The sequence below is a fragment of the Bradyrhizobium sp. USDA3010 genome, from assembly GCF_056429065.1.
The window spans coordinates 74,937-98,124 of the sequence record NZ_JBWJZD010000031.1 but is presented as its reverse complement, the minus strand read 5'-3'; the positions used below and the strand labels follow the sequence as shown (position 1 = coordinate 98,124).

Sequence of the window (23,188 nt, the reverse complement as noted above, 5' to 3'; positions counted from 1 at the left end):
GATATCTTCGCCTTCATCGAAGGCTTCTACAACCGAACAAGGCTCCATTCCGCCGTGGGATATATCGCCCCGATCGAAATGGAGCTAAAAGCCGCCTAAACCAGTCCACTTTCTCGGGGGAAGATCAGACAGCCCCTCACCCCAACCCTCTCCCCGTAAGAACGGGGAGAGGGGGCGCAGCGCCGCCGCCTTCTCCGCCTACCTCATCGCGCCTTAGCCGCCGCTGCCCGGGAGGCGGAATGCCTGCCTCTTGGGCATAAGTCTCCGCAAAACCGGCGAGAATCACCACCGCGCAGCCGGTTGGCGGGCCCGTCCACCGGCATCGGGAATTTTTCCCGATTGCCGATGGAAAGATTCCCGGACCTCCGGGACACATCTTGTTTGCCAAAGCACCAGCGCTCCCGCAGTCTCAAACCCAAGGTTCGTCGGGGATAAAAGTCGAACCGGGACAACAGGGTGGGCGTTATGGCTGGTGCGTTGTTGCGTACGGCAACACGATTTTTGTCTGGTTCGGTCACTACGCGCGGCGCTGCGGCCATGCTCACCGCCATCGGAGCCGCAGCGCCGCCGACGATGGTGCAGGCCCAGACCCCGGCCCCGACCGAGCTGCCGCCGGTCACCGTGATTGCCCCCTCGCCGCTTTCAGGCACACGCAGCATCAAGCCTGCCGCACGGCCGGTGGTGCGGACCTCGCGAACCGCCCGAACACGGGCCGCGCCGGCGCAAACCGCGGCGGCGCCCGAGGGCGGCACCGGGGTCCCGAGCCCCTCCGACCGGGATTCGAGCCTGCTCGATCGCGACAAGATTCCGTCCAACACCGAGGTGCTGACCTCGGCGGATTTCAGCCGCAACTATTCGACGAACTTTCTCGACTCGGTGAACCGCAAGCTGCCCGGCGTCACGCTCACGGACCAGACCGGCAATCCGTTCCAGCGCAATCTCGACTATCGCGGCTTCGTAGCCTCGCCGGTCCAGGGGACGCCGCAAGGCATCGCGGTCTATCAGAACGGCGTCCGCATCAACGAATCCTGGGGCGATGTGGTCAACTGGGATTTCATCCCGGAAAAGGCCATCGACCGGGTGTCGCTGGTTCCCAACAACCCCGTGTTCGGCCTGAACGCGATCGGCGGCGCGCTCAGCATCCAGATGAAGAACGGCTTCACCTATCAGGGCGTCGAGGGTGAAGTGTTCGGCGGCTCCTATGGGCGCGTGCAGGGCAGCGTGCAGGCCGGCGGCCAGAAGGACAACATCTCGGCCTATGCCGCGTTCGAATCCGCCTATGACCGCGGATGGCGCGACTACGCCAATTCCTCGCACGTCAACCGCATGTATGTCGACATCGGCGCGCGCAACGACGACACCGAATTCCACGTCAATTTCACCGGCGCCAGCAATCTGCTCGGCAACGTCGCCGCAACGCCGGTCGAGATGCTCAACCAGCGCTGGTCGAGCGTCTACACCTGGCCGCAATCGACGATGCTGCAGCTCGCCTTCGTCAACGCCACGCTGAGCCATAATTTCTCGGACACCTGGTCGTTCCAGGGCAACGCCTATTTCCGCGGTTTCCGGCAGACCCATGTCGACGGCAACGGCACCGACGTTGCGCCGTGCGACGATCCCACGACCTTGTGCATCGGCGACGGCCTTCCGGTTTTCGGTCCTGCGGATGGTCCCGCGACTCCGAACACACTGAGCAACGCCTTCCTTGGCGAAATCGATCGCAACCGGGCCGCGACCGACAGCTTTGGCGGTACGGCCCAGTTCACCAACACAGACAGGCTGTTTGGGCACGACAACCACGTCGTGATGGGCGTCAGCGTCGACCACGGCAACACCAAATTCACGGCGACGAGCGAGCTCGGAACGATCGATCCGAACAACCTGTTCGTCACGGGCACCGGGATCTTCATCAACCAGCCCGACGCCGGCCTCAGCCCGGTCGATCTGCGCGCCACCAACACTTACACCGGCGTCTACCTCACCGATACGTTCGACGTGACGAACAGGTTCTCGGTCACCGCCGGTGGACGGTTCAACTATGCCCAGATCGACCTGCAGGACCAGACCGGCACCAATCCGCTGCTGAACAGCAGCAACCGCTTCCAGCGCTTCAACCCGGTGATCGGCGGCACCTACAAGATCACGTCGAACCTCACCGCCTATGCCGGCTATTCGGAAGCGAACCGCGCACCAACGCCGCTGGAGCTCGGCTGCTCCGATCCCAACCATCCCTGCATGATCGACAGCTTCCTGGTGGCCGATCCGCCGCTCAAGCAGGTGGTCGCACGCACCGTCGAGGCCGGCCTGCGCGGCAGCTGGGGCCGCGACGCCAGGACCGGCGTGCTGAGCTGGGGCCTGGGCGTGTTCCACACCCTGTCCGACGACGACATCATCCAGGTGGCAAGCCCGCTCGGCGTCAACAATTTCGGTTTCTTCCAGAATGCCGGACAGACCTTGCGGCAAGGCATCGAGGCCAAGCTCGATTATCGCTTAGATCGCTGGAACGCCTACGCCAACTACACCTATGTCGACGCGACCTATCGAAGCGCGATCACACTGTCCTCGCCGAACAATCCGAATGCGCTGACCAACGACGCCGGCGCTCAATTTGTCAACGTCACGCCGGGTGACCACATCCCCGGCATTCCCGCGCACCGCTTCAAGGCCGGCGTCGACTACAACGTGACAGATGCGTGGAAGGTTGGCGCCGACCTCAATTTCGTGGGCAGCCAGTGGATCATCCATGACTACACCAACCAGAGCCCGAAGGTGCCGGCCTACTCGGTCGTCAATCTGCACACGTCATACCAGGTCACGAAGAACATCGAGGTGTTCGGCCTGATCAACAATGTGTTCAACCGGCACTACTATCTGAGCGGCGCGTTCTATCAAACGGGCGGCTTTACCAGCGCCGGCGGCCTCCCCAACCTGATGGCGCAGCTGAGCGATCCCCGCACCTTCGTGCCCGGCATGCCGCTCGCCGCCTATGCCGGCATCAGGGCGAAGTTTTAGGGGAATTTCCTGCGGGCCCGCGATGCTTTCGACGCCGTCATTGCGAGGAGCGAAGCGACGAAGCAATCCATTTTTGCTCGCGGCGTGATGGATTGCTTCGCGGAGCCTGTCATCCGGCGGCGCTATGCGCCGACCGGGTGGCTCGCAATGACGTGGATGGAGCAACCCACATCAACTCCGCCAGCCTGACTGATGCCGCGCGCTACGCCACCGTCCCGCCGTCGACCGGCATCGCGATGCCGGTGACGAACGAGGCCTTGTCCGACAGCAGGAACACCGCGACCTCGGCGATCTCCTCCGGGCGCGCGGCGCGGCCCATCGGGTTGCGGGTCACCGCGGCCTTGATCAATTCCTCGGGGTCGGCCTCGTTGTGGCCGGGCTGGTCGGGCCGGTTGACGAACACCCGCAGCATCGGCGTGTCGATCGCGCCGGGACAGATCGCATTGACGCGTACGCCGTCCTTGGCGTGGCGCTTGGCGAGCGCCCGCGCGAGGCCGATCACGCCGGCCTTGGCCGCCGAATAGGTCGGGCTCCACGGCGAGCCGACCAGGCCCGAGGTCGACGCGGTGAACAGGATGCTGCCCTTGCGCCGCGCCGTCATCTGCCCAAGCGCCGCGTTGGTGGTGATCAGCTGCGAGCGCAGATTGAGATCGACGCTGAGATCCCAGCCCTCCAGATCGTCGATCACAGACGGCCCGGGAATGCCGAGATGATTCCACACGCAATCGAGCGCGCCGAACTCCTTCACGGTCGCAGCGACGATGTCGCGCGCAAAGCCGTCGTCGCGCAGGTCGCCGGTCAGCGCCAGCGCGCGTCCGCCGCCCTTTTTGATCTCGTCGACCACCGCCTTCGCGCCGGCCTCGTTCTGGTCGACCACCGCGACCGCTGCGCCCTCGCGCGCGAGAATGAGCGCGCCGGCGCGGCCGGCGCCCGACGCCGCGGCGGTGACGAGTGCGATCTTGCCTTGCATGTCCATGGTTCGATCCTGATTGTGCTCGCGACCTCGAGCCTTCTTGGTTCTGATTGAAGTTTTGGTTGGATCAGGACCGCAACGCCAAAGTCTTGCGCTGAAGCGCTACTTCACGCCCTCGATATGTTCGGACGCGCTAAAGCATGATCCGGAAAAGTGCGAAGCGGTTTTCCGAAAAGATCATGTTCAAACAACGAGCAAAAGCGCGATGACGATTCGACCTCGTCTCATCGCGCTAGCGGCCGCCGAACAGAACCGGAGACTGGCCGGGCAGCAACTGCGAATGGATGTCGCTGTCCATGCGCTCCGCCCCTTGCTGGGTGAAACCGGCCCCGAACGACAGGGTGACATTCGAGGTCGGGCGGAACTCCAGTCCCGCCCGTGCCGTATACCCGGCGTTGACGCCGGGATTGCCGCTGAACGGCGCCAGCGGGCCGCCGGCGCCGGGCGGATTGTATTTCAACGAGTCGAAGCCGGCGAAGAACGTCACCGGCGTATCACCGACGCCCTTGAAGTTGTAGCCGACCTGCGCGCCCTGATATTCGAGCGAACCGAATGCCGCCGATCGACCGAGCGTGTTCCAACCGGCGCGGCCGCCTTCGCCGCCGATAAACCAGCCATCCGGGCGGCCGTTCAGATACGAGAAGTCGCCGCCTTGCGGCGCGGCGGCGTCAAAGCTCGGAAAGTTGCCGTAAGTGTCCGCCTTCTGGCCATCGGCCAGGCTGCCGCCGAAGCCGAACAGCGAGCCCGGCGTCCAGTAGCGCACAGGTCCAGCCTGGGCGTTCGCCTGCTGGGCGCCGAGACAGAGCACAGCGGCGATGATTGCGAGACCGGATTTGCTTGCGAAAGTGGACATCAGGTTACCGTCACGTGCGGCCAAACTATACCCGTCGGACGTCGACAATGCCAGCGCGGCGCCCGATCGGGACGTAGCTCGCCAAGCTCCCGCGAGCCGCTGACGACCCTCGACGGGACGAAGCGGCCAGTCCCGGTCGCGGGAACACCGACGTCGCATCGCCTCGGTCATCATGTGCACATGCCGGTTAAACAGCGCCTCAACTCGACGGCATGATCGACGCGATCGTGGAGCAGTATGTGTGCCAACGCCGCGGTGTTGCACGATCACCCGGACGGCCGGAAATTGATCGCATCGACGAGCAATCCAGATTGACAGGCTGGCACGTTTTCGAAACTGTGCGACACCGCGTCGCAGGCGCCGTCCATCGGTCTTGTGACCTCTCGACGCGGAAATGGCGTCGTCATGAAGTGGTTTCGTTCGAACATCAGGCACGGGACTCGGCTGACGCTGTTGGCGCTGGCGATTCAGTTCGTGCTGTCGTTCGGCCATTTTCATGCCATCGCGTCGACATATGCGACAACGTCGCTCGCGGCGCATGTCGAGAACGTCTCGCGCGATGAGCCTCGTTCGAATCCCGATTCCGATCAGGCTGCGGACCTTTGTGCCATCTGCGCCGTCGTGGCGATGGTCAACTCGGCAATGCCGACGCCGGCGCTGCCGCCACTGCAGCTGCCGGATGCCGCAGCTCTGCTCGCCTGGCACATCGACAATTATGCGGCGCCGCTCGACATCGGCCGGCTGCACTATCAGCCGCGCGCGCCTCCGATCTCCTGAACTCCCTGCACGACTGAACTTCGAACGCAGCCACCATTCGGCTGCCGTTTGATCAATAGGGAATTTCGCCGTCGCGCATCGACGGCGGGCTCGACCGCGTCCTTCGGTGAGGATCCGGATCGCAGCCTCGTGAGATCGGGAACCAACATGTCAGGAATTATCAGACGACGTGCCACTGCCGGCGCTGCATCGCTCTTGGTCTGCGGGATCAACGGCGTCGCATTCGGGCAGACGACCGCGCCGACAACACCACTTCCGGACATCACGGTGACAGCACCGCAGCGCCACACCGCGCCGGCCGGGTCGAACAAGCCGAAGACGCGCGTTGCGACCGGAGGCGGTCGTCGCGCGCGAAGAACCGGCGCGGTATCGGCTACACCGGAATCTCCAGAACAGACCGAGGCGCAAGCGGTCGCAAGCCAGAACTCGCGGCTCGATCAGGCCCGCGCCGCGCTGCTGGCGCCCATCGGCGCCAACAGCTACCAGATGAGCCGGCAAGCCCTCGAGGCGCTGCCACAGGGCACCAACACCACCCTGGACAAGGCCCTGCTGCAGGCGCCCGGGGTTTCGCAAGACTCCGCCGCAAGCGGCCAACTGCACGTGCGCAACGAGCACGCCAACCTGCAATACCGCATCAACGGGATCATGCTGCCGGACGGCGTCGGCGCCTTCGGCCAGATCATCGACACCGGGATCGTCGGCAGCATGGCGCTGATCACGGGCGCGCTGCCCGCGCAGTATGGCCTGCGCACCGCCGGTGTGCTCGACATCCAGACCAAGACCGATGCCTTCAACAATTCCGGCAGCGTCAGCGTCTATGGCGGCAGCCACGGCACCTTCACCACCAGCGTCGACTATGGCGGCACGATCGGACAAACCCAGTACTACGTCTCCGGCCGCTATTTCGGCAGCGACGTCGGCATCGAGAACCCGACGCCGGCCTATAACGCCATCCACGACCGGACCGACCAGGAGAGGGGCTTTGCCTATGTCTCGACGGCCATCGATCCGACCAGCCGGCTGACCTACATCGGCGGCGTCTCCAACGGCGGCTATCAGATCCCCAACAATCCGGGCCAGGCTCCCGCCTTCACTGCCTACGGCGTCTCGAACTTCGATTCCGCGTTGCTCAACGAACGGCAACACGAATTCAACCAGTTCAACGTCGTGGCCTATCAGAAGTCGGGCGACGGGTTCGACTACCAGGTCGCCTATTTCAATCGCTACAGCCAGCTGCACTTCATGCCCGATCCGGTCGGCGATCTCGTCTTCAACGGGGTGGCGTCGGACGTGTATCGCCAGAGCTTCATCAACGGCATCCAGGAGGACACCTCCTACCGGCTGGGCTTCGCGCACACGCTGAAGTTCGGCGTCGCGTTCAGCGCCGAGCGCTCGTTGGTCAACAACGGCTCGACCGTGCTGCCGCTCGACGATTCCGGCACCCCGATCGATGCGCCGCTCTCCGTGTTCGATTCCAGCGCCAAGACCGGATATCTGTTCTCCACCTACATCGCCGACGAATGGAAGATCACGAACCAGCTCACGCTCAATGCCGGCCTGCGCTTCGACCAGATGTGGCAATATGTCGATGCCAACCAGCTGAGCCCGCGGATCAGCCTGACATGGAAGCCTTACGACGGAACGACCTTCCATGCCGGCTATGCCCGCAATTTCACGCCGCCCGAGCAGGTGCTGGCGGCCCCGACCAATCTTGCGCTGGTGCAAAATACGACAGCGCAGCCCGCGGTCACCACCAATGATCCCGTGCTGCCGGAGCGCTCGCACGTGTTCGACATCGGCGTCACGCAGAAAGTTGATGCGATCCCCGGCCTCGAGGTCGGCATGGACGCCTACTACAAGATCGCGACCGATCTGCTCGACGACGGCCAGTTCGGCCAGGCCTACGTCCTGACCGCCTTCAACTACGCGAAAGGCACTAACGAGGGCGTCGAGCTGACGGCGAGATACGACCACGACAACCTGCATCTCTACGGCAATGTCGCCATCGCAAAACAAGTCGCCACCACCGTCGTCTCGAACCAGTATTTATTCGATCCGGACGCGCTCGCTTTTATCGCAAACAATTATATCAACACCGACCATGCGCAGACGCTGACCGCATCGGTGGGCGGCTGGTACCAATGGCACGACACGAAGTTCAGCGCGTCGGTGATCTACGGCTCAGGCTTGCGCGCCGGCTTTGCCAATACGGACACGGTGCCGCCCTATGCGCAGGTCAACGTCGGCGTCTCGCACGATTTCCACATTGTCGCACCGAACAAGCCGACCACGCTGCGCTTCGACGTCGTCAATTTGTTCGACACCGTCTACCAGATCCGCGACGGCTCCGGCATCGGCGTGTTCGCGCCGCAATACGGCCCGCGCCGCGGCTTCTATGCCGGCATCACGCAGAAGTTCTGATGAAAGGCCAGAGTTCGCGACACCTAGAAGCAGGCGCGGCGTGAGGCGCGCGCCCGCCGTGCCGGCTCACAGTTCGGCGACCAGTTGGACCAGCTGGTCCCGCAACCAGACATGGGCCGGGTCGTGATGGTAGGACGCATGCCACAGCAATGACACCGTGACGTCTTTCACCTTCACCGGCGGCGGACTGAGGCTGAGCCCGAGATCGGCGGCGAAGCGGCGCGCCAGCCGCGCGCCCATGGTGACGATCACGGGCGCTTGCGCCACCAGATACGGCACGGTGAGGAAACGCGGCGTGGTCAGCGCAACGGAGCGCTGCAGGCCGAGCTCTTCGAGCGCTTCATCGACGAAGCCGCGCACGCTGCGCCCCGGCCGCAGGCTGGTCAGCACGTGCGGAAGCCGGATGTAGTCCTCAAGCGAGATTGGCGGCGTGACACCGGTCTTCTCGGCATTGAACATGCAAAGAAAGCTCTCGGTGAACAGCACGCGCTGCTTGTGATGCAATTGTCCCTGCTGGATCGGCCCATAGGAGAGCGCGAGATCCACTTCGTCGGCGTCGAGGTCATCGAGCAGCCGGGACGTATCGACATTATAGAGCCGCAAGTGAATGCCCGGCGCGATCTCGCGCATGCGCGCCAGGAGGCGCGGCACGATCAGGATTTCCATACTGTCCGACAGGCCGAGCCTGAACGTCCGCACCGCCGTGGCCGGATCGAATGTCTGGTCGCGCAGCAGCACCGCCTCGACCTGGGCGAGCGCGGTCCGCACCGGATCGAGCAAGGTCATCGCGCGCGGGGTGAGGCGCATGCCATCGGGCCCTCGCGTGAGCAGCTCGTCATCGAACAGTTCGCGCAGGCGGGCGAGATTGTGGCTCATCGCGGATTGGCCAATGCCGACGGCGCCTGCCGCCCGGGTCACGCTCCGTTCGGTGAGCAGCGCATTGAGATGAACAAGCAGGTTCAGGTCGATCCGACCCAGATTGACGGCATCAATGGCCATTATCGATCCCATCTGTTTGATCGATGATCATAGCCTGACCATCTCCTCCGGCAAGGGAGCAGACGGGCCATCGCTCGCCGCCCAGGCTCTGACACTCAAGCCAATGGAGGATCCCATGTCGATCCGCAGTTCAGTTCTCGCCGCCGCCTTCACCCTCGCCTCACTTGGCACCTCGCTTGGGGCCGCAGAGGCGCGCGACCTCAAGCCGATCGAGGCCCAAAGCATCCATCTCGGCGACATATCCGGCGTCGCCTACTACACGGTCGAGCCCGACGGATATCGCGTCGTGACCACGCTCGCGCAAGGCGAGGCCGGAACGCCCGTCCGCTTCGTGTCGGTGCTGGCGTCCGGTCAGCGCGCCCTGCTCTCGACCCCGAACCAGGCAGGCGCACTGGAGGTCAGCCGGAACGGCGACAGCGTGACCGTCCGCAAGTCGGGCGCACTCTCCAATTAGCCCCCACAGCGGAGCCTTCCATCACTTGGTGCAGGAGCGACAGATGTCCACGATCCACCTTCATCGAACGACAAGCTTGACGCCCGAGCAGTACGTCACCGGTCTCACCGACTTCGGGCCGGGCCGCTCCAAACTGTTCGGCAACAGCGCCGACGCCTATCTCAAGGTGCATCATCGCGGCCCCTCGGATGCTGACGTGACCGAGGGCTCGAACGGCATCTGGGAACGATTGCACTACGACTGGTCCGACCCCGACCATGTCGTCCTGACGACGACCGACTCCAATGTTTGGGGCGGCAGGTCGGGCCACACCTACAGCTTCGCGCGGCGGCCCGATGGCACGACCGACATTGACGTGGTCGTGGTGCGCGACGGCAAGAATCTCAGGGGATGGGTCCTTGGTCTCGTGCTCGGGTCGATCGGCAGGAGCGTCCTGGAGAAAGCATTCGAAAACTCCGTCAAAGCCATCGAGCAGCGGCAAGCCCATGCGCTTCCGCAGGGCCGGATTGCCGCCTAGACTCGGAGCATTGAAAGTATTGCTCCGAGATCAATGTTTCTATTGTACCGAGCAATGTACCGGCCCATATCTGGGTTCATCGAACGCATTGCACCGGGGCAGCCCGGTGCAAGCCGAATGGAGACAACTGAAATGGAGATCAATTTTCTCGATACGTTCCTGGCGTTCCTCGGAATGACCTTCGGACTGGTCTCGGTGATGCCCGGCCTGTTTTTCCAGCCCAAGGCCGAGGCGGAGCGCGTGAGGACGGCCTCGATCCGCGCCACCAACAGCAGGCGATGACGCGCTGCGGCTTTCGGGCCGACATCACGCTGAAGTTCTAGCCCGCGACAAGCAGCTTCTCTTTCAGCAGTATCGTCAGCCAATCGGCAAACACCTGCAGCCGCCGCGACAGATGCTGGCGGTGCGGATAGAGCAAGGTCATCGGCATCGGCGTGGCGCGATGCTGCGGCATCAGTTCGACGAGTTCTCCGGCATCGAGATGCCGCTTCACGTCGTAGGCCGGAATCTGGATCAGCCCGAGGCCGGCGAGACAGCAGGCGATATAGGCCTCGGCGCTGTTGACGGTGACACGGCCGCGCATCGCGACCGTGCGCGACGCGCCCTGCTCACACCATTCCCATTCCTCGATGCGGCCGGTGGAGGGCGAGGCGTAGTTGACCGCCCAATGGGCGGGAAGATCATCAGGCGTCTGCGGCGTGCCGTGGCGCGCGAGATATCCCGCGCTCGCGACATTGATCAGCACGAGATTGCCGAGCGGCCGCGCGATCAGGCCGGAATCGCCGAGCGGGCCGACGCGCACCACGCAATCGGCGGAGTCCGCGATCAGGTTGATGGCGCGATCGGTGACTCCGAGATCGATGTCGATCTGCGGATAGCGATCGAGGAAAGCCGGCAGCGCCGGCGCGATGATCAGGCGTCCGATCCGCCCGGGCACGTCGACCCTGAGCCGCCCCGACGGTTCGGCGGCGGCATGGCGGAACAGGGTCTCGGCCTCCTCGACATCGGCGACGACGCGCAGGCATCGTTCGTAGAACGCCGCGCCATCATGGGTGGGCGAAACCTTTCGCGTGGTCCGGTGCAGCAGCCGGGCGCCGATGCGCTGCTCCAGCTCAGCGACCGCTGACGAGACCGACGAGCGCGGCAGCCCGAGCGTGTCGGCCGCCCGCGTGAAGCTCGCGCACTCGACGACGCGGGCGAAGATGCGGAAGAGATCGATGCGGTCCAAGATCGGGCCCCGATTGTTCGACATTCCTGACAAGTGACGTCAGAATGCATGGCTTTATCGGGAAATCCTAGACGATATCGTTGCTTCCCTGAGAGCGGCCGCAAGGCGCAGCCGCACGATCCGGAGAGGCGAACGCCATGACCGACCACAGCATCAAGGACAAGACCGTCATCATCGCCGGCGGCGCGAAGAATCTCGGCGGCCTGATCGCGCGCGATCTTGCGGCCCACGGCGCGAAGGCGATCGCGATCCACTACAACAGCGCCGCGACCAAGGCCGACGCCGAAGCGATCGTCGCCGCGATCAAGGCTGCCGGCGCCAACGCGGTCGCGTTCCAGGCCAACCTCACGACCTCGGGCGCGATGGAGAAGCTGTTCACTGATGCCGTCGCTGCGATCGGCCGTCCCGACATCGCAATCAACACCGTCGGCAAAGTGCTGAAGAAGCCGATGGTCGAGATCTCGGAGGCCGAATACGACGCGATGAGCGCGGTCAATGCCAAGTCCGCGTTCTTTTTCCTCAAGGAGGCCGGCCGTCACGTCAACGACAACGGCAAGATCTGCACGCTGGTGACGTCGCTGCTCGGCGCCTACACGCCGTTCTATGCCGCCTATGCCGGCACCAAGGCGCCGGTCGAGCACTTCACCCGCGCGGCCTCGAAGGAATTCGGCGCACGCGGCATCTCGGTGACTGCGATCGGCCCCGGCCCGATGGACACGCCGTTCTTCTATCCGGCCGAAGGCACCGATGCAGTCGCCTATCACAAATCGGCCGCGGCGCTGTCCGGTTTCTCGAAGACCGGTCTCACCGACATCAAGGATATCGTGCCCTGGATTCGCCTGCTGGTGTCGGACGGCTGGTGGATGACCGGCCAGACCATTTTGGTCAACGGCGGCTACACCACGAAGTGAGGCCGTCGTTCCCTGCACGCCTTTCCTTGCAGGGGAACAGTCCGCCGGCGGAATTTGACCGCCGGTTTGGCCGGCGATATCTTTCGCTCCGCTGGGCCCTTCGCAGTGACGGTCTATTCGAGGCGCACATGGAATGGTCGACCAGTCCGGATCAGCCCTTCGGCAGTTGGGCCGACGACCTCGCAGCTGCCTTCGTGCGACTGGAGCCGCGCCGGATTGCCGAGGAATCGTTTGCCGGCGCGATCTGCAAGGTCGACGCCGCGCCGCTGCAGATATCGCGGGTCACGGCGAGCGGGCACATCGTGCACCGGCTCGCCTCGCACATCGCTGCGAGCACCGACGACCTCTGCTTCGTCAACCTCCAGCTCGAAGGGCTGGGACGCACCTCGCAGCGTGGCCACGAGCAGATCAGCGCCCCCGGTGATCTCGCGGTTGCCGATACGACGCAGCCGTTCGAGATCGCCCACCGGCATCATTTCAAGCTGTTCTGCTTTGCCGTGCCGCGGCGCCTGTTGCCGGACACGCTGTTCGATCGCCCGCGGCTTGGCCTGTCTGCGACCGAAACCGGCCGCGCGCTCTCGCGGACGCTGGCGAGCTACGCCGAGCTCTGCCTGAGCGGCGGTCGCCTCGCAACAACCTCGGCAATGCTCGGCGCGCATATCGCCGAGCTGATCGCGCACGCACCCGACATCCTCGCCGACATGGCGACGGAGCGCGTGCATACGCCGGTGCTGCTGTCCATGATGCTTGACCATATCGCCCGCCACAGCGAGCACCCCGAGCTCGGCGCGCCGGCGCTGGCCACGAAATTCCGCTGCTCCGAGCGTTACGTGCACCGCCTGTTTGCGAGCACCGGCCGTTCCGTGGGCGAACACGTCAACGAGCAGCGGATCGCCGCGTGCACGCGCGCCCTGCTCGATCGCACCTCAGCGCACAAGACCATTGCCGAAATCGCCTTTGCCGCGGGCTTCCGCGACATCTCGCATTTCAACCGCCTGTTCAAGCGCAGCAACGGCCTCGCCCCGCGCGAGTTCCGCCGCGCCGCCGCGCACTGAGGCGCGACGAGATAGGTTCACTCCGCGCCAAGAAATCGGGCACTGCCGTCCAAGATTTCCTGACCACACCGCGATAGCCATAGTCCGAACCGCCGACACGGAGGGCATTGGCATGGCGATCGATTTCACGCTCACGGCACAGCAGCGCGAGTTGCAGCTCGCCTCCCGCAGATTTGCCAGGGAGGTGCTGGCCGATGCCAGGGCCGCCGAAAAGCTGGCGACGCCCGAGCAGCGCTTTCTCGCGACCAAGCCGACCTACGAGGCGATGGTGGCGGCCGGCTACTTACGCAAATGCATTCCGGTGCCGGCGGGCGGCGACAATGCCGGCATGATCGACATGGCGATCCTGGCCGAGGAATTCTACAGCGTGAACCCCAGCGTGACCCTCACCATGCTCGGCAGCGTGCTCGGCCTGCTGCCGCTGCTGCTCGGCGGCACGCCGGAGCAGTGCCAGCGGCTGCTTGCGCCGTTCCTGAAGACCAGTGGCGCCCCGCTCGCCGCCTTTTGCTCCAGCGAGCCGGGCGGCAGCGCCAACGCCGCCTCGCCGCCACCCGGCGAGGGCGTCCGCACCACCGCCCGGCGCGACGGCGACAACTGGCTGATCAACGGCCGCAAGAAATGGGTGTCCTCGGCCACCGGCTGGAATCGCGAGGGCGCCGACCTTCTGACCGTCGTGTGCCGGACCGATCCGGCAGCGGCACCCGATACGGCGATCTCGATCATTGCCGTGCAAGGACCGGTGACCGGCCTTGTGTTCGAACGCGCGATCGACAGCATCGGTCATCGCGCGCACCTCGTCCCGCAGTTTGGTTTGCAGAACGTCGCGGCGCCGCACCACAATCTGCTCGGACAGCAAGGCTCAGGTCTGGCGCTGACCGCGGCGGCGTTCACCGGCACCGCGGCACTGGTCGGAATCTTCGGCGTCGCGCTGATGCGGGCGGCCTTCGCGTTCGCGCTGGATTTTGCCCGCAGCGAAAAGCGCGGCGGCGTCCACCCCATCATCGAGCATCAGGCGGTCGGATACGCGCTCGCCGATGCCAAGACCACGATCGAAGCGGCGCGCACTCTCAGCTGGCGCGCCTGCCATGCACTGGACACCCAGTCGCCGGCGGCCGAAGAGCTGGCGGTGCAGGCCAAGATCTTCGGCTCCGAGTCCGCCGTGCGCGTCATCACCGATCTGATGCGGGTGGTCGGGATCGACAGCTACGATCATGAAGCGCCATTCGGCGGTCTGCTGCAGGACGCGCTCGCGCTGCCGATCTTCGACGGCGGCAATCTCGGCATCCGGCGGCGGCAACTGCACACGATGTTCAAGAGCCGCGACTACAGCCCGCTCGCCGCAAGCGGCGCAGTGTAGCGCGAAAAAGGAGTGCAATCATGAGCGCGGAACGGAAAGTGGCAATCGTCACCGGCGCATCGCAGGGGATCGGCGCCGGCATCGTTCAGGCCTTCAGGGATCGCAATTGCCGGGTCGTCGCGACGTCGCGCTCGATCAAGCCGGCCAATGACGCGGATATCGTCACGGTGGCGGGCGACGTCGGTGCAGCCGATACGGCAGAGAAGGTATTCAAGGCGGCGCTGGAGCGCTTCGGCAGCGTCGACACGCTGGTCAACAACGCCGGCATCTTCATGGCCAAACCCTTCACCGCCTACACGCAGGATGACTACGCCAGCTACATCTCGACCAACGTGACCGGCTTTTTCAACATGACCCGGCGCGCGCTGGAGCTGATGAGCGAGCAGGGCCACGGCCACGTCGTCACCATCACGACGAGTCTCGTCGACCAGCCGATGAGCAGCGTTCCCGCCGCCCTCGCCTCGCTGACCAAGGGCGCCTTGAACGCCGCAACCCGCGCGCTTGCGATCGAATATGCAAGGAGCGGAATCCGCGTCAACGCAGTGTCGCCCGGAATTATCAAGACCCCGATGCACCCGGCGGAGGCGCATCAAGCGCTGGCCGCGCTCCACCCGGTCGGCCGGATGGGAGAGATCTCCGACATCGTCGACGCGGTGCTCTATCTCGATGGCGCAGGATTTGTGACCGGAGAAGTGCTCCACGTCGACGGCGGACAGGCCGCCGGCCACCACATGCCGTAGCAAGGCGATGTGGTCCTACCTCCCGTGCCTTGTTGAACGGGACCCATGGGTGCATCGACACCGGGCTTTCCCTGCGCCCTCTGAACAGAGGACGAAACGAAAAGCAAAAGCTCGGACAAATCATGTCGCGAGAACGCAAACGCATATCCCGTCATCCCCGCGCAAAGGCTTCGCCTTTGTCGCTGGAGGCACGAGCGCCGCGAGCCTCGAAGGATGCACGGCCCGGCCGGTGGCCGTCGATCTTTCGAGACGCGCTACGCGCTCCTCAGGATGACGGAGCTACTACGCCGAACCTCCGCTACATTGCGCCGCGAACCTCGTTGCGGCGCAACAATCAAAATGAGACTGCCCGTTAAGCACCCCCGCTGCGACGACATCCGCGCCGCGCCTGCCTTCGGCTAGCTTTGCCGGAAACAACCGGACGCCCATCAGCCTTCGTCAGGCCAGGTGGACGCCGGTGACAACACAGAGGGAGGAGAGCGATGTTGAAAGGCAGTTTGGGACTGATTGCGTTGAGCAGCCTGTTGCTTTCGGGCACGGCGTTCGCCCAGGAGAAGATCAAGGTCGGCGTCACCGCGACGCTCGAGGGCACCTATACGGTGCTCGGCGAGGATGGCATGCGCGGCCACCAGACCGCGCTCAACGTGCTCGGCAAGAAGATCGGCGACAAGGAGCTCGAGTTCATCGTCGCCTCGACCGACGCGACGCCGGACTCCGCGGTGCGCGCGGTGCGCAAGCTGATCGAGCAGGACAAGGTGCAGATCCTGCTGTCGCCGCTGTCCGGCGACGAGGGCATCGCGGTGAAGAATTTTGCCAAGACCCATCCGGAGCTGACCTTCGTCAACGCCGCCTCCGGCGCACAGGAGACGACCTATGTCGATCCGGCGCCGAATTTCTTCCGCTACAACATGGACGGCGCGCAGTGGCAGGTCGGCCTCGGCAAATATGCCTATGAGACCAAGGGCTATCGCAAGATCGCCACCGTCGGCGAGGATTACTCGTTCATCTACACCCAGGTGTTCGGCCTGGTGCTCGAATTCTGCGGCGCCGGCGGCCAGGTCACCAACCGGCAATGGGTGCCGCTCGGCACCAAGGACTTCGCCTCTGTCATCGCAGCGCTTCCCGACGATGTCGATGCGATCTATCTCGGCCTCGGCGGCGCCGACGCCGTCAACTTCCTCAACCAGTATCAGCAGGCCGGCGGCAAGGCGCATCTGATGGGCGGCTCGATCATGATCGACCAGACCATCCTGTCGTCGAAGGGCAGTGCCAAGAACGCGCTGATCGGCACCATCGCCGCGAGCGGCCAAGCGGATACCTGGGAGGATCCGGGCTGGCAGAAGTTCGTGAAGGCCTATCAGGACTCGTTCCCGGAGAGCAAACGCTTCCCGAGCCCGTCGCTCCTCGCCACCAACTATTACGGCTCGACCATGGCGCTGATCCTGGCGCTGCGGCAGGTCAATGGCGATCTCTCCAACAACCAGGCCAAGCTGAAGGACGCACTGGCGAAGATCGAGATCGACGCCCCGAACGGCAAGATCAAGCTCGATGCCAACCGCCAGGCGATCGGCACCAATTTCGTCACCGAGGTGGTCGATGACGGCAAGGGCGCGCTGTTCAGCAAGGTCGTGAAGGTGATCCCGAACGTCAACCAGACGCTCGGCTACGATCCGGCTGTTTTCGCCAAGATCGGCCTGCCGGGCCGCACGGTCCCGGAGTGCAAGAAGTACTGACGTATTTGTTGCAGGTGCGAGCAAGCCAGCCGTGACGGAAGCGCGCGGTTGCATGAACAGCCCTGCTCGCCCTTGCTTTCCGCGGGCGGATGATGAACGCTTGTCGAAAAGACAAGAACATCCCGCGGGAGGGGAGGCATGAGCAGGGCGCTTGCCGTCTTCCACGGCCGGTTCGGTCGCGCGACGGTCTATCAGTTGAACCGGCCCTTCAACGTGCATGCGCACCGCGAGGGGCACCTGATCTTTCATGTCGGCGGAACGCCGGCGCAGATCGATGTCTCGGAGCAGCGCTGGCTGCTTAAGGACGACACCGTGGTCGCGGTCAACCCGTGGGAACCGCACAATTTTCTGCCGACCGACATGGACCACGGCGCGATCTTCTTCGTGCTCTATGTCAATGCCGAATGGTTCGCGCCGCAGCCGGCGAGCGCGCAAGGCCTGCGGTTCGGCCGCACCTTCTTTCCGCGCACCGAGGCGCTCGACCGGCTGATCCGCCGCACCGCAGCACTGGTGTGTGGCGCGCCGTCGCTGCGCACCCTGGATTGCGAGCTCAGGCAGTTGATCGATTCCTGCTACGAGGAGAGCTGGCAGGCGACCGAGGGCGCGCCCGCCGCTGCTGCCGTGACTGATTTCCGGGTCCGCAAATCGATCAAGCTGATGTCGGAAAGCCCCGGCGCCGAGATCGAGCTCGATGCGATCGCGCGCGAAGCGGGCCTGTCGCGGCCGCACTTCTACCGGCTGTTCCGCACGCAAACCGGCGTCACCCCTCATCTCTACATGAACACGCTGATCATGGAGCAAGCGCTGGATGCGCTGGTGGCGACCGAGGCGCCGATCGCCGATATCGGCTTCGATCTCGGCTTCTCCTCGCAGAGCGGCTTCACCCGCTTCTTCGCCGCCAATGTCGGCATGGCCCCGACCGACTATCGCCGCGCCGCCAAGGTGTTGCGGCCGTAACGGAGGTTCCATCTGAAACGATAAAAGATACTCTCGATCAAATCCGCCGCTTTCGCCCTCGGTAGGATGCACTGATACGCGGCCCGGCAGACGGCCGCGACGTCAGAGGGAACGCGACGGAGATGGCCAGGTTCATCGAACGCCATCCGGCCTGGGCGCTGATCGTGATCATCGCGGTCGCGGTGCTGCTGTGGCTGGTGTTCGCGATCTGGCCGCCGGGGCTGGAGGCCGGGATCGGCCGCAAGCGGGTGTTCCTCAACGCCGTCTTGAACGGCATCACGCTCGGCGGGCTGTATTTCCTGGTCGCCAGCGGCTTCACGCTGATCTTCGGCCTGATGCGCAACGTCAACCTCGCGCACGGCTCGCTCTATCTGTTCGGCGGCTATATCGGCTACGCGATCAGCACCTGGACCGGGTCGTGGATCCTCAGCTTCATCGTCGCCTTCATCGCGGCGGCGCTGGTCGGCGTGATCCTGCAGCTCGCGGTGTTCCGCCGCATGGAGGGTCAGGACCTCAGGCAGACCATGGTGACGATCGGGCTCTCGATCGTGTTCGCCGATCTGATGCTCTGGGTGTTCGGCGGCGACTTCTACCAGGTCCAGACCCCGAGCTGGCTGATCGGCCCGGTGCAGCTGCCGCTGCTGACCGCGATCAAATCATCGGGCGAGCCGGTCTATCTGCAGTATCCGCTGGTGCGGCTCGTGATCTTCGCAGCCTCCGTCGTGATCGGCATCGCGATGTGGCTCGCGCTCAACCGCACCCGGATCGGCATGATCGTGCGCGCCGGGGTCGACGACCGCGACATCCTGGCCGCCACCGGCGTGCGGATCCAGCTCGTCTTCGTGCTGGTGTTCGCGCTCGGCGCGGGCCTCGCAGGCATTGCCGGCGTCGTCGGCGGCACCTTTCAGTCGCTGTCGCCGGGCGAGGACACCCGCTTCCTGCTCGCCTCGCTGGTGGTCGTGATCGTCGGCGGCATGGGCTCGATCCCGGGGGCTGCGCTCGGCGCCGTCATCATCGGGCTCGCCGAGCAACTCGGCTCGGTCTACATCCCGACCTACGCCATCGTCGTGACCTTCCTGATCATGGTCGTGGTGCTGGCGCTGCGGCCGCAGGGCCTGCTCGCGAGGCGATGAAATGTCGTTGCTGCAGAGCACCCAGTTCCGCCCCGACCCATCCGCCAGCGCGACCCGCCGCGCCCTGATCCGCACCTGGCCGGAATTCCAGAACCCGGCGGCCTGGCTGGTCGCGCTGCTCCTCGTGATCATGCCGCTGATCGCCAACGGCTTCTTCCTGATCGAGATCTTCGCCACCACGCTGATCCTCGGCATCATTGCGCTCAGCCTGATGTTCCTCGCCGGCTATGGCGGCATCGTCAGCCTGATGCAGCTCACCATCGCGGGCTTCGCCGGCTACATGGTCGCGGTGTTCGGCATGAGCGGCAACGCCAATATCAGCCTCGGCTGGCCGTGGTGGCTCGCAACCCCGATGGCGCTGGCGCTGGCGACGCTGTTCGGCACGCTCGGCGGCGCGCTCGCGGTGCGCACCGAGGGCATCTACACCATCATGATCACGCTCGCGATCGGCGCGGCGTTCTACTACTTCACGAACCAGAACTGGGCGATCTTCAACGGCCATACCGGCATCAACACCGTCGCGACCCCGCACTTCTGGGGCGTCGACTGGCGCGCCGACATCGCCTTCTATTATGTGACGCTCGGCGTCGCCGCGATCTGCTACTTCGCCGTCCAGTATGTCTCGCGCGCGCCGTTCGGCCTCGCGCTGCAAGGCGTCCGCGACAACCCCCGCCGCATGGCCGCACTCGGCTTCAATCCGAACGCGCATCGCATCGCGGCCTACGCCTTCGCCGCCTTCATCGCGGCGCTCGGCGGCGTGTTGCAGGTCTGGAACTACCGGCAGATCTCGCCCGGCTCGGTCAGCGTCGGCGCCTGCATCGACGTCCTGATCATCGCCGTGGTCGGCGGCATCACCCGGCCGATCGGTCCGTTCATCGGTGCGCTGATCTTCGTCCTGCTGCGCACCTTCGCGCTCGACGTGTTGATCAAGTTCGGGCTCGACGGCAATCGCTTCCGGCTGCTGATCGGGCTCGGCTTCCTTGCCATCGTGTTCTGGTCGTCCGACGGCGTGATCGGCCTCTGGGAACGCTGGCGGCGGCGCAACGCATCCGCGACGCAACGTTCGGGCGGAGGCCGCCATGGATAGCGTCGCGCAGCGACTGTCCGTGGTCGGCGCCGGCGCAGCCCTGGAGCTGCGCGGCGTCACCCGGCTGTTCGGCGCGCTGGCGGCGCTGACCGACGTCACCATCACCGTGCGGCCCGGCGAACGCCGCGCCGTGCTCGGCTCGAACGGCGCCGGCAAGACCACGCTGTTCAACTGCATCACCGGCGACTTCCCGCCCTCCTCCGGCACGATCCGCTTCTTCGGCGAGGACATCACCCAGTTCCCGCCCTATGAGCGCATCCGCCGCGGACTGCGCCGCACCTACCAGATCTCGGCGCTGTTCCCCGGCCTCACCGTGCAGGACAACGTCTATCTCGCCTGCCGCGGCGTCTCCCGCGGCCGGTTCTCGTTGCTGCGCCCGGGGCAGAACGATGCGCTGATGCACGCGACCGAAACGCTGGTGCAGGCCGTGCACCTTGCCGGCGTCAAGGACCAGCGCGTCGCCGAGCTGGCGCACGGCCAGCAGCGGCAGCTCGAGATCGCACTCGCGCTGGCCGGCGCGCCGCGCTTCATCCTGTTCGACGAGCCGGCGGCGGGACTGTCGCCGACCGAGCGCCGCGAGCTGATCGAGATCCTGACCTCGCTGCCGGCGCATATCGGCTACATCATCATCGAGCACGACATGGACGTTGCGCTGCGCGTCGTCGAGAGCGTCACGATGATGCACAACGGCCGCATCTTCAAGGAAGGCCTGCCGCGCGAAATCGAGTCCGATCCCGAGGTGCAAGAGCTTTATCTCGGAGGCGGCCATGAATGAACGCCGCCCAGTTCCCGCACTCGAGGTGAAAGGCCTCGACGTCTACTACGGCCATTCGCATGCGCTGCAGGGCGTCGACCTCACGCTCGATTCCGGCGTGTTCTCGGTGGTCGGCCGCAACGGCATGGGCAAGACCACGCTGTGCAAGGCGATCATGGGCCTGGTCCGCGCCAGCTGCGGCTCGATCCGGATTCGCGGCGAAGAGGCCACGCGGCTGAATCCGGCGCGGATCGCCCGGCTCGGCGTCGGCTACGTGCCGCAGGGCCGGCGCCTGTGGCGTTCGCTGACGGTCGACGAACACCTGGCGCTCGCCGGCGGCCTGCGCCGCGGCGCCTGGACCATCGAGCGGATCTACGACACCTTCCCGCGCCTTGCCGAACGCAAGAACAACGGCGGCAACCAGCTCTCCGGCGGCGAACAGCAGATGCTCGCGATCTCGCGCGCATTGCTCACCAACCCGCAGCTCCTGATCATGGACGAGCCGACCGAGGGCCTTGCGCCTGTGATCGTCGCGCAAGTCGAGGAGATGCTGCTGCGCCTCGGCGAGGAAGGCGACATGTCCGTCCTGGTCATCGAGCAGAACATCGGCGTGGCGACCGCGGTGTCGCGCAACGTCGCCATCATGGTCAATGGCCGGATCAATCGCATCATCGACTCCGCCCGCCTTGCGACCGACCGCGAGCTGCAGCAGCGGCTGCTCGGCGTCGGCACCCACGGCGCTGACGAGATCGATGCCGAGACGGCGCCGGCGAAAGCTGAGGCGCCCAGCACGCCGCAACCGGAACGCAAAGGTCCGGTGCGCATCTACATCTCCAATCCCGTCCTGCCGACGCGCTGGTCGCAGCCGGTGCCGATCGCCCGCATCGAGGCCGCCGCGCGGACGCAGTCCGCCGCCGTCACGCGTCTCGAGGAGACAACCCGCACACGGCGCGAACCGGCAACGTCGAGGACATCGGGTCCTCCCGTCGTGCTGGTCGTCGGCACGCTCGACACCAAGGGCGCGGAGCTGCGCTTCATCCGCGGCGTCATCGCGGCCAGCAGCCTGCGCACCCGGCTGGTCGACGTCTCGACCAGCGGCAAGGCGACGAGCTGCGACGTCACCGCGCAGGAGATTGCCCTCAACCACGGGCGTGGCGGCTCCACTGTATTCGGCACCGATCGCGGCGCCTCGGTGACCGCGATGGCGGACGCATTCGAGCGATGGTTGCGCCGCCAGAGCAATATCGCCGGCATCATTTCCGCCGGCGGCTCAGGCGGCGCATCGCTGGTCGCGCCGGGCATGCGCGCGCTTCCGATCGGCGTACCGAAGCTGATCATCTCCTCGGTCGCCTCCGGCGACGTCGGTCCCTATGTCGGGCCTGCCGACATCACCATGATGTATTCGGTGACCGACGTGCAGGGCCTCAATTCGATCTCGCGCACGGTGCTCGGCAACGGCGCCCATGCGCTGGTCGGCATGGTCAAGGCGCGGCTCGAGGAACAGGCCGGCAAGCCGCGCAATACAGGCGCCCATCTTCCGGCCATCGGCATCACCATGTTCGGCGTCACCACGCCGGCGGTGCAGAAGATCGCGGCTGACCTCCGCGAGGATTTCGAGTGCCTGGTGTTCCATGCCACCGGCGTCGGCGGCCGCTCGATGGAGAAGCTAGTCGAGTCCGGCCAGCTCGCCGGCGTCATCGATCTCACCACGACCGAGGTCTGCGACCTCCTGATGGGCGGCGTGTTCCCGGCGACCGACGACCGCTTCGGCGCCATCATCCGCAGCCGTGTGCCCTATGTCGGCTCGGTCGGCGCGCTTGATATGGTGAACTTCGGCGCGCCCGACACTGTCCCAGAGCGCTACCGGCAGCGCAAATTCCACGTCCACAATCCGCAGGTCACCTTGATGCGGACCACGCCGGAAGAGAACGAGCGCATAGGCCGCTGGATCGGCGAACGCCTCAACCAGATGGACGGGCCGGTGCGTTTCTTTTTGGCCGAAGGCGGCGTCTCCGCGCTCGATGCGCCCGGCCAGCCGTTCTGGGACCCCGATGCCGACGCGGCCCTGTTCCGCGCGCTGGAGCAGACCGTGCGCCAGACCGGCAACCGGCAGATCATCCGCATCAAGCGCAACATCAACGATCCCGAGTTCACCGCCGCCATCGTCAGCGCGTTCCGTCCGCTGCTCGGACGCGCCGGTGGCCGGCGGAGAGTGGCGAGGTGACCC

The 23,188-nt window shown here is 65.3% G+C and carries 20 protein-coding genes; 16 read left to right on the top strand and 4 right to left on the bottom strand.

Annotation, left to right across the window (positions count from 1 at the left end; all coding sequences use genetic code 11):
• Window positions 1-537 precede the first annotated feature (537 nt).
• Complete coding sequence (locus tag AC066Y_RS33870; protein WP_478277665.1) at window positions 538-3,012, top strand: TonB-dependent receptor; 2,475 nt, start codon at window positions 538-540, stop codon at window positions 3,010-3,012.
• Between the two features lie 202 nt (window positions 3,013-3,214).
• Here AC066Y_RS33870 and AC066Y_RS33865 read toward each other — a convergent pair whose 3' ends face one another.
• Window positions 3,215-3,988, bottom strand: a complete 774-nt coding sequence (locus tag AC066Y_RS33865; RefSeq protein ID WP_342727005.1) for an SDR family NAD(P)-dependent oxidoreductase — start codon at window positions 3,986-3,988, stop codon at window positions 3,215-3,217.
• A 229-nt stretch (window positions 3,989-4,217) separates the two neighbouring features.
• Window positions 4,218-4,838, bottom strand: coding sequence for a hypothetical protein (locus AC066Y_RS33860; protein ID WP_478277664.1), 621 nt, complete (start codon window positions 4,836-4,838; stop codon window positions 4,218-4,220).
• Between the two features lie 405 nt (window positions 4,839-5,243).
• Between AC066Y_RS33860 and AC066Y_RS33855 the strand changes: the two genes are divergently transcribed.
• Both AC066Y_RS33855 and AC066Y_RS33850 read left to right on the top strand, forming a co-directional pair.
• Window positions 5,244-5,615 (top strand): DUF2946 family protein, encoded by a 372-nt coding sequence (locus AC066Y_RS33855; protein WP_478277663.1) that lies wholly within the window; start codon window positions 5,244-5,246, stop codon window positions 5,613-5,615.
• 147 nt (window positions 5,616-5,762) lie between these two features.
• Window positions 5,763-8,036, top strand: a complete 2,274-nt coding sequence (locus tag AC066Y_RS33850) for a TonB-dependent receptor (protein ID WP_478277662.1) — start codon at window positions 5,763-5,765, stop codon at window positions 8,034-8,036.
• A 66-nt stretch (window positions 8,037-8,102) separates the two neighbouring features.
• On the opposite strand, the gene AC066Y_RS33845 is transcribed toward AC066Y_RS33850, so the two are convergent.
• Complete coding sequence (locus AC066Y_RS33845; protein ID WP_478277661.1) at window positions 8,103-9,035, bottom strand: LysR family transcriptional regulator; 933 nt, start codon at window positions 9,033-9,035, stop codon at window positions 8,103-8,105.
• On the opposite strand from AC066Y_RS33845, the gene AC066Y_RS33840 reads away from it, so the two are divergent.
• The 3 genes from AC066Y_RS33840 to AC066Y_RS33830 all read left to right on the top strand — a co-directional run bounded on the left by AC066Y_RS33840 (window position 9,028) and on the right by AC066Y_RS33830 (window position 10,288).
• Window positions 9,028-9,489 (top strand): hypothetical protein, encoded by a 462-nt coding sequence (locus AC066Y_RS33840; RefSeq protein WP_478277660.1) that lies wholly within the window; start codon window positions 9,028-9,030, stop codon window positions 9,487-9,489. The genes AC066Y_RS33845 and AC066Y_RS33840 overlap by 8 nt on opposite strands.
• Before the next feature lie 43 nt (window positions 9,490-9,532).
• Complete coding sequence (locus AC066Y_RS33835) at window positions 9,533-10,006, top strand: hypothetical protein (RefSeq protein ID WP_478277659.1); 474 nt, start codon at window positions 9,533-9,535, stop codon at window positions 10,004-10,006.
• A 132-nt stretch (window positions 10,007-10,138) separates the two neighbouring features.
• Entirely contained in the window at window positions 10,139-10,288 is a 150-nt protein-coding gene (locus tag AC066Y_RS33830; RefSeq protein WP_478277658.1) for a hypothetical protein, read from the top strand.
• A 37-nt stretch (window positions 10,289-10,325) separates the two neighbouring features.
• Here the strand turns inward: AC066Y_RS33830 and AC066Y_RS33825 are convergent, their stop codons facing one another.
• On the bottom strand, window positions 10,326-11,234 hold the full coding sequence (locus AC066Y_RS33825) for a LysR family transcriptional regulator (RefSeq protein ID WP_478277657.1): 909 nt from the start codon (window positions 11,232-11,234) through the stop codon (window positions 10,326-10,328).
• Window positions 11,235-11,371: 137 nt separating this feature from the next.
• Here AC066Y_RS33825 and AC066Y_RS33820 point away from each other — a divergent pair, with 137 nt between their 5' ends.
• From AC066Y_RS33820 to AC066Y_RS33775, 10 genes are all read left to right on the top strand, one after another.
• Complete coding sequence (locus AC066Y_RS33820; protein WP_478277656.1) at window positions 11,372-12,145, top strand: SDR family oxidoreductase; 774 nt, start codon at window positions 11,372-11,374, stop codon at window positions 12,143-12,145.
• A 128-nt stretch (window positions 12,146-12,273) separates the two neighbouring features.
• A complete protein-coding gene (locus tag AC066Y_RS33815; RefSeq protein WP_478277655.1) occupies window positions 12,274-13,200 on the top strand; it encodes a helix-turn-helix domain-containing protein in 927 nt (308 codons plus the stop codon).
• Window positions 13,201-13,312: 112 nt separating this feature from the next.
• Window positions 13,313-14,557 (top strand): acyl-CoA dehydrogenase family protein, encoded by a 1,245-nt coding sequence (locus tag AC066Y_RS33810; protein WP_478277654.1) that lies wholly within the window; start codon window positions 13,313-13,315, stop codon window positions 14,555-14,557.
• Window positions 14,558-14,577: 20 nt separating this feature from the next.
• A complete protein-coding gene (locus AC066Y_RS33805; RefSeq protein ID WP_478277653.1) occupies window positions 14,578-15,297 on the top strand; it encodes an SDR family NAD(P)-dependent oxidoreductase in 720 nt (239 codons plus the stop codon).
• A 482-nt stretch (window positions 15,298-15,779) separates the two neighbouring features.
• The gene (locus AC066Y_RS33800) at window positions 15,780-17,030 is read left to right on the top strand and encodes an ABC transporter substrate-binding protein (protein WP_478277652.1); all 1,251 of its coding nucleotides are present in this window, start codon (window positions 15,780-15,782) and stop codon (window positions 17,028-17,030) included.
• Window positions 17,031-17,168: 138 nt separating this feature from the next.
• Window positions 17,169-17,987 carry a helix-turn-helix transcriptional regulator gene (locus tag AC066Y_RS33795; RefSeq protein ID WP_478277651.1) on the top strand — a complete coding sequence of 273 codons (819 nt, stop codon included), beginning with the start codon at window positions 17,169-17,171 and terminating at the stop codon, window positions 17,985-17,987.
• Between the two features lie 122 nt (window positions 17,988-18,109).
• Window positions 18,110-19,120: a branched-chain amino acid ABC transporter permease gene (locus tag AC066Y_RS33790; RefSeq protein ID WP_478277650.1), complete on the top strand. Its 1,011-nt coding sequence runs from the start codon at window positions 18,110-18,112 to the stop codon at window positions 19,118-19,120.
• 1 nt (window position 19,121) lies between these two features.
• Entirely contained in the window at window positions 19,122-20,207 is a 1,086-nt protein-coding gene (locus AC066Y_RS33785; RefSeq protein ID WP_478277649.1) for a branched-chain amino acid ABC transporter permease, read from the top strand.
• Window positions 20,200-20,982: an ABC transporter ATP-binding protein gene (locus tag AC066Y_RS33780; RefSeq protein ID WP_021075866.1), complete on the top strand. Its 783-nt coding sequence runs from the start codon at window positions 20,200-20,202 to the stop codon at window positions 20,980-20,982. Before AC066Y_RS33785 ends, AC066Y_RS33780 begins: the two co-directional genes overlap by 8 nt.
• Window positions 20,975-23,185: a Tm-1-like ATP-binding domain-containing protein gene (locus tag AC066Y_RS33775; RefSeq protein WP_478277648.1), complete on the top strand. Its 2,211-nt coding sequence runs from the start codon at window positions 20,975-20,977 to the stop codon at window positions 23,183-23,185. Before AC066Y_RS33780 ends, AC066Y_RS33775 begins: the two co-directional genes overlap by 8 nt.
• The last annotated feature ends 3 nt before the right edge of the window (window positions 23,186-23,188 follow it).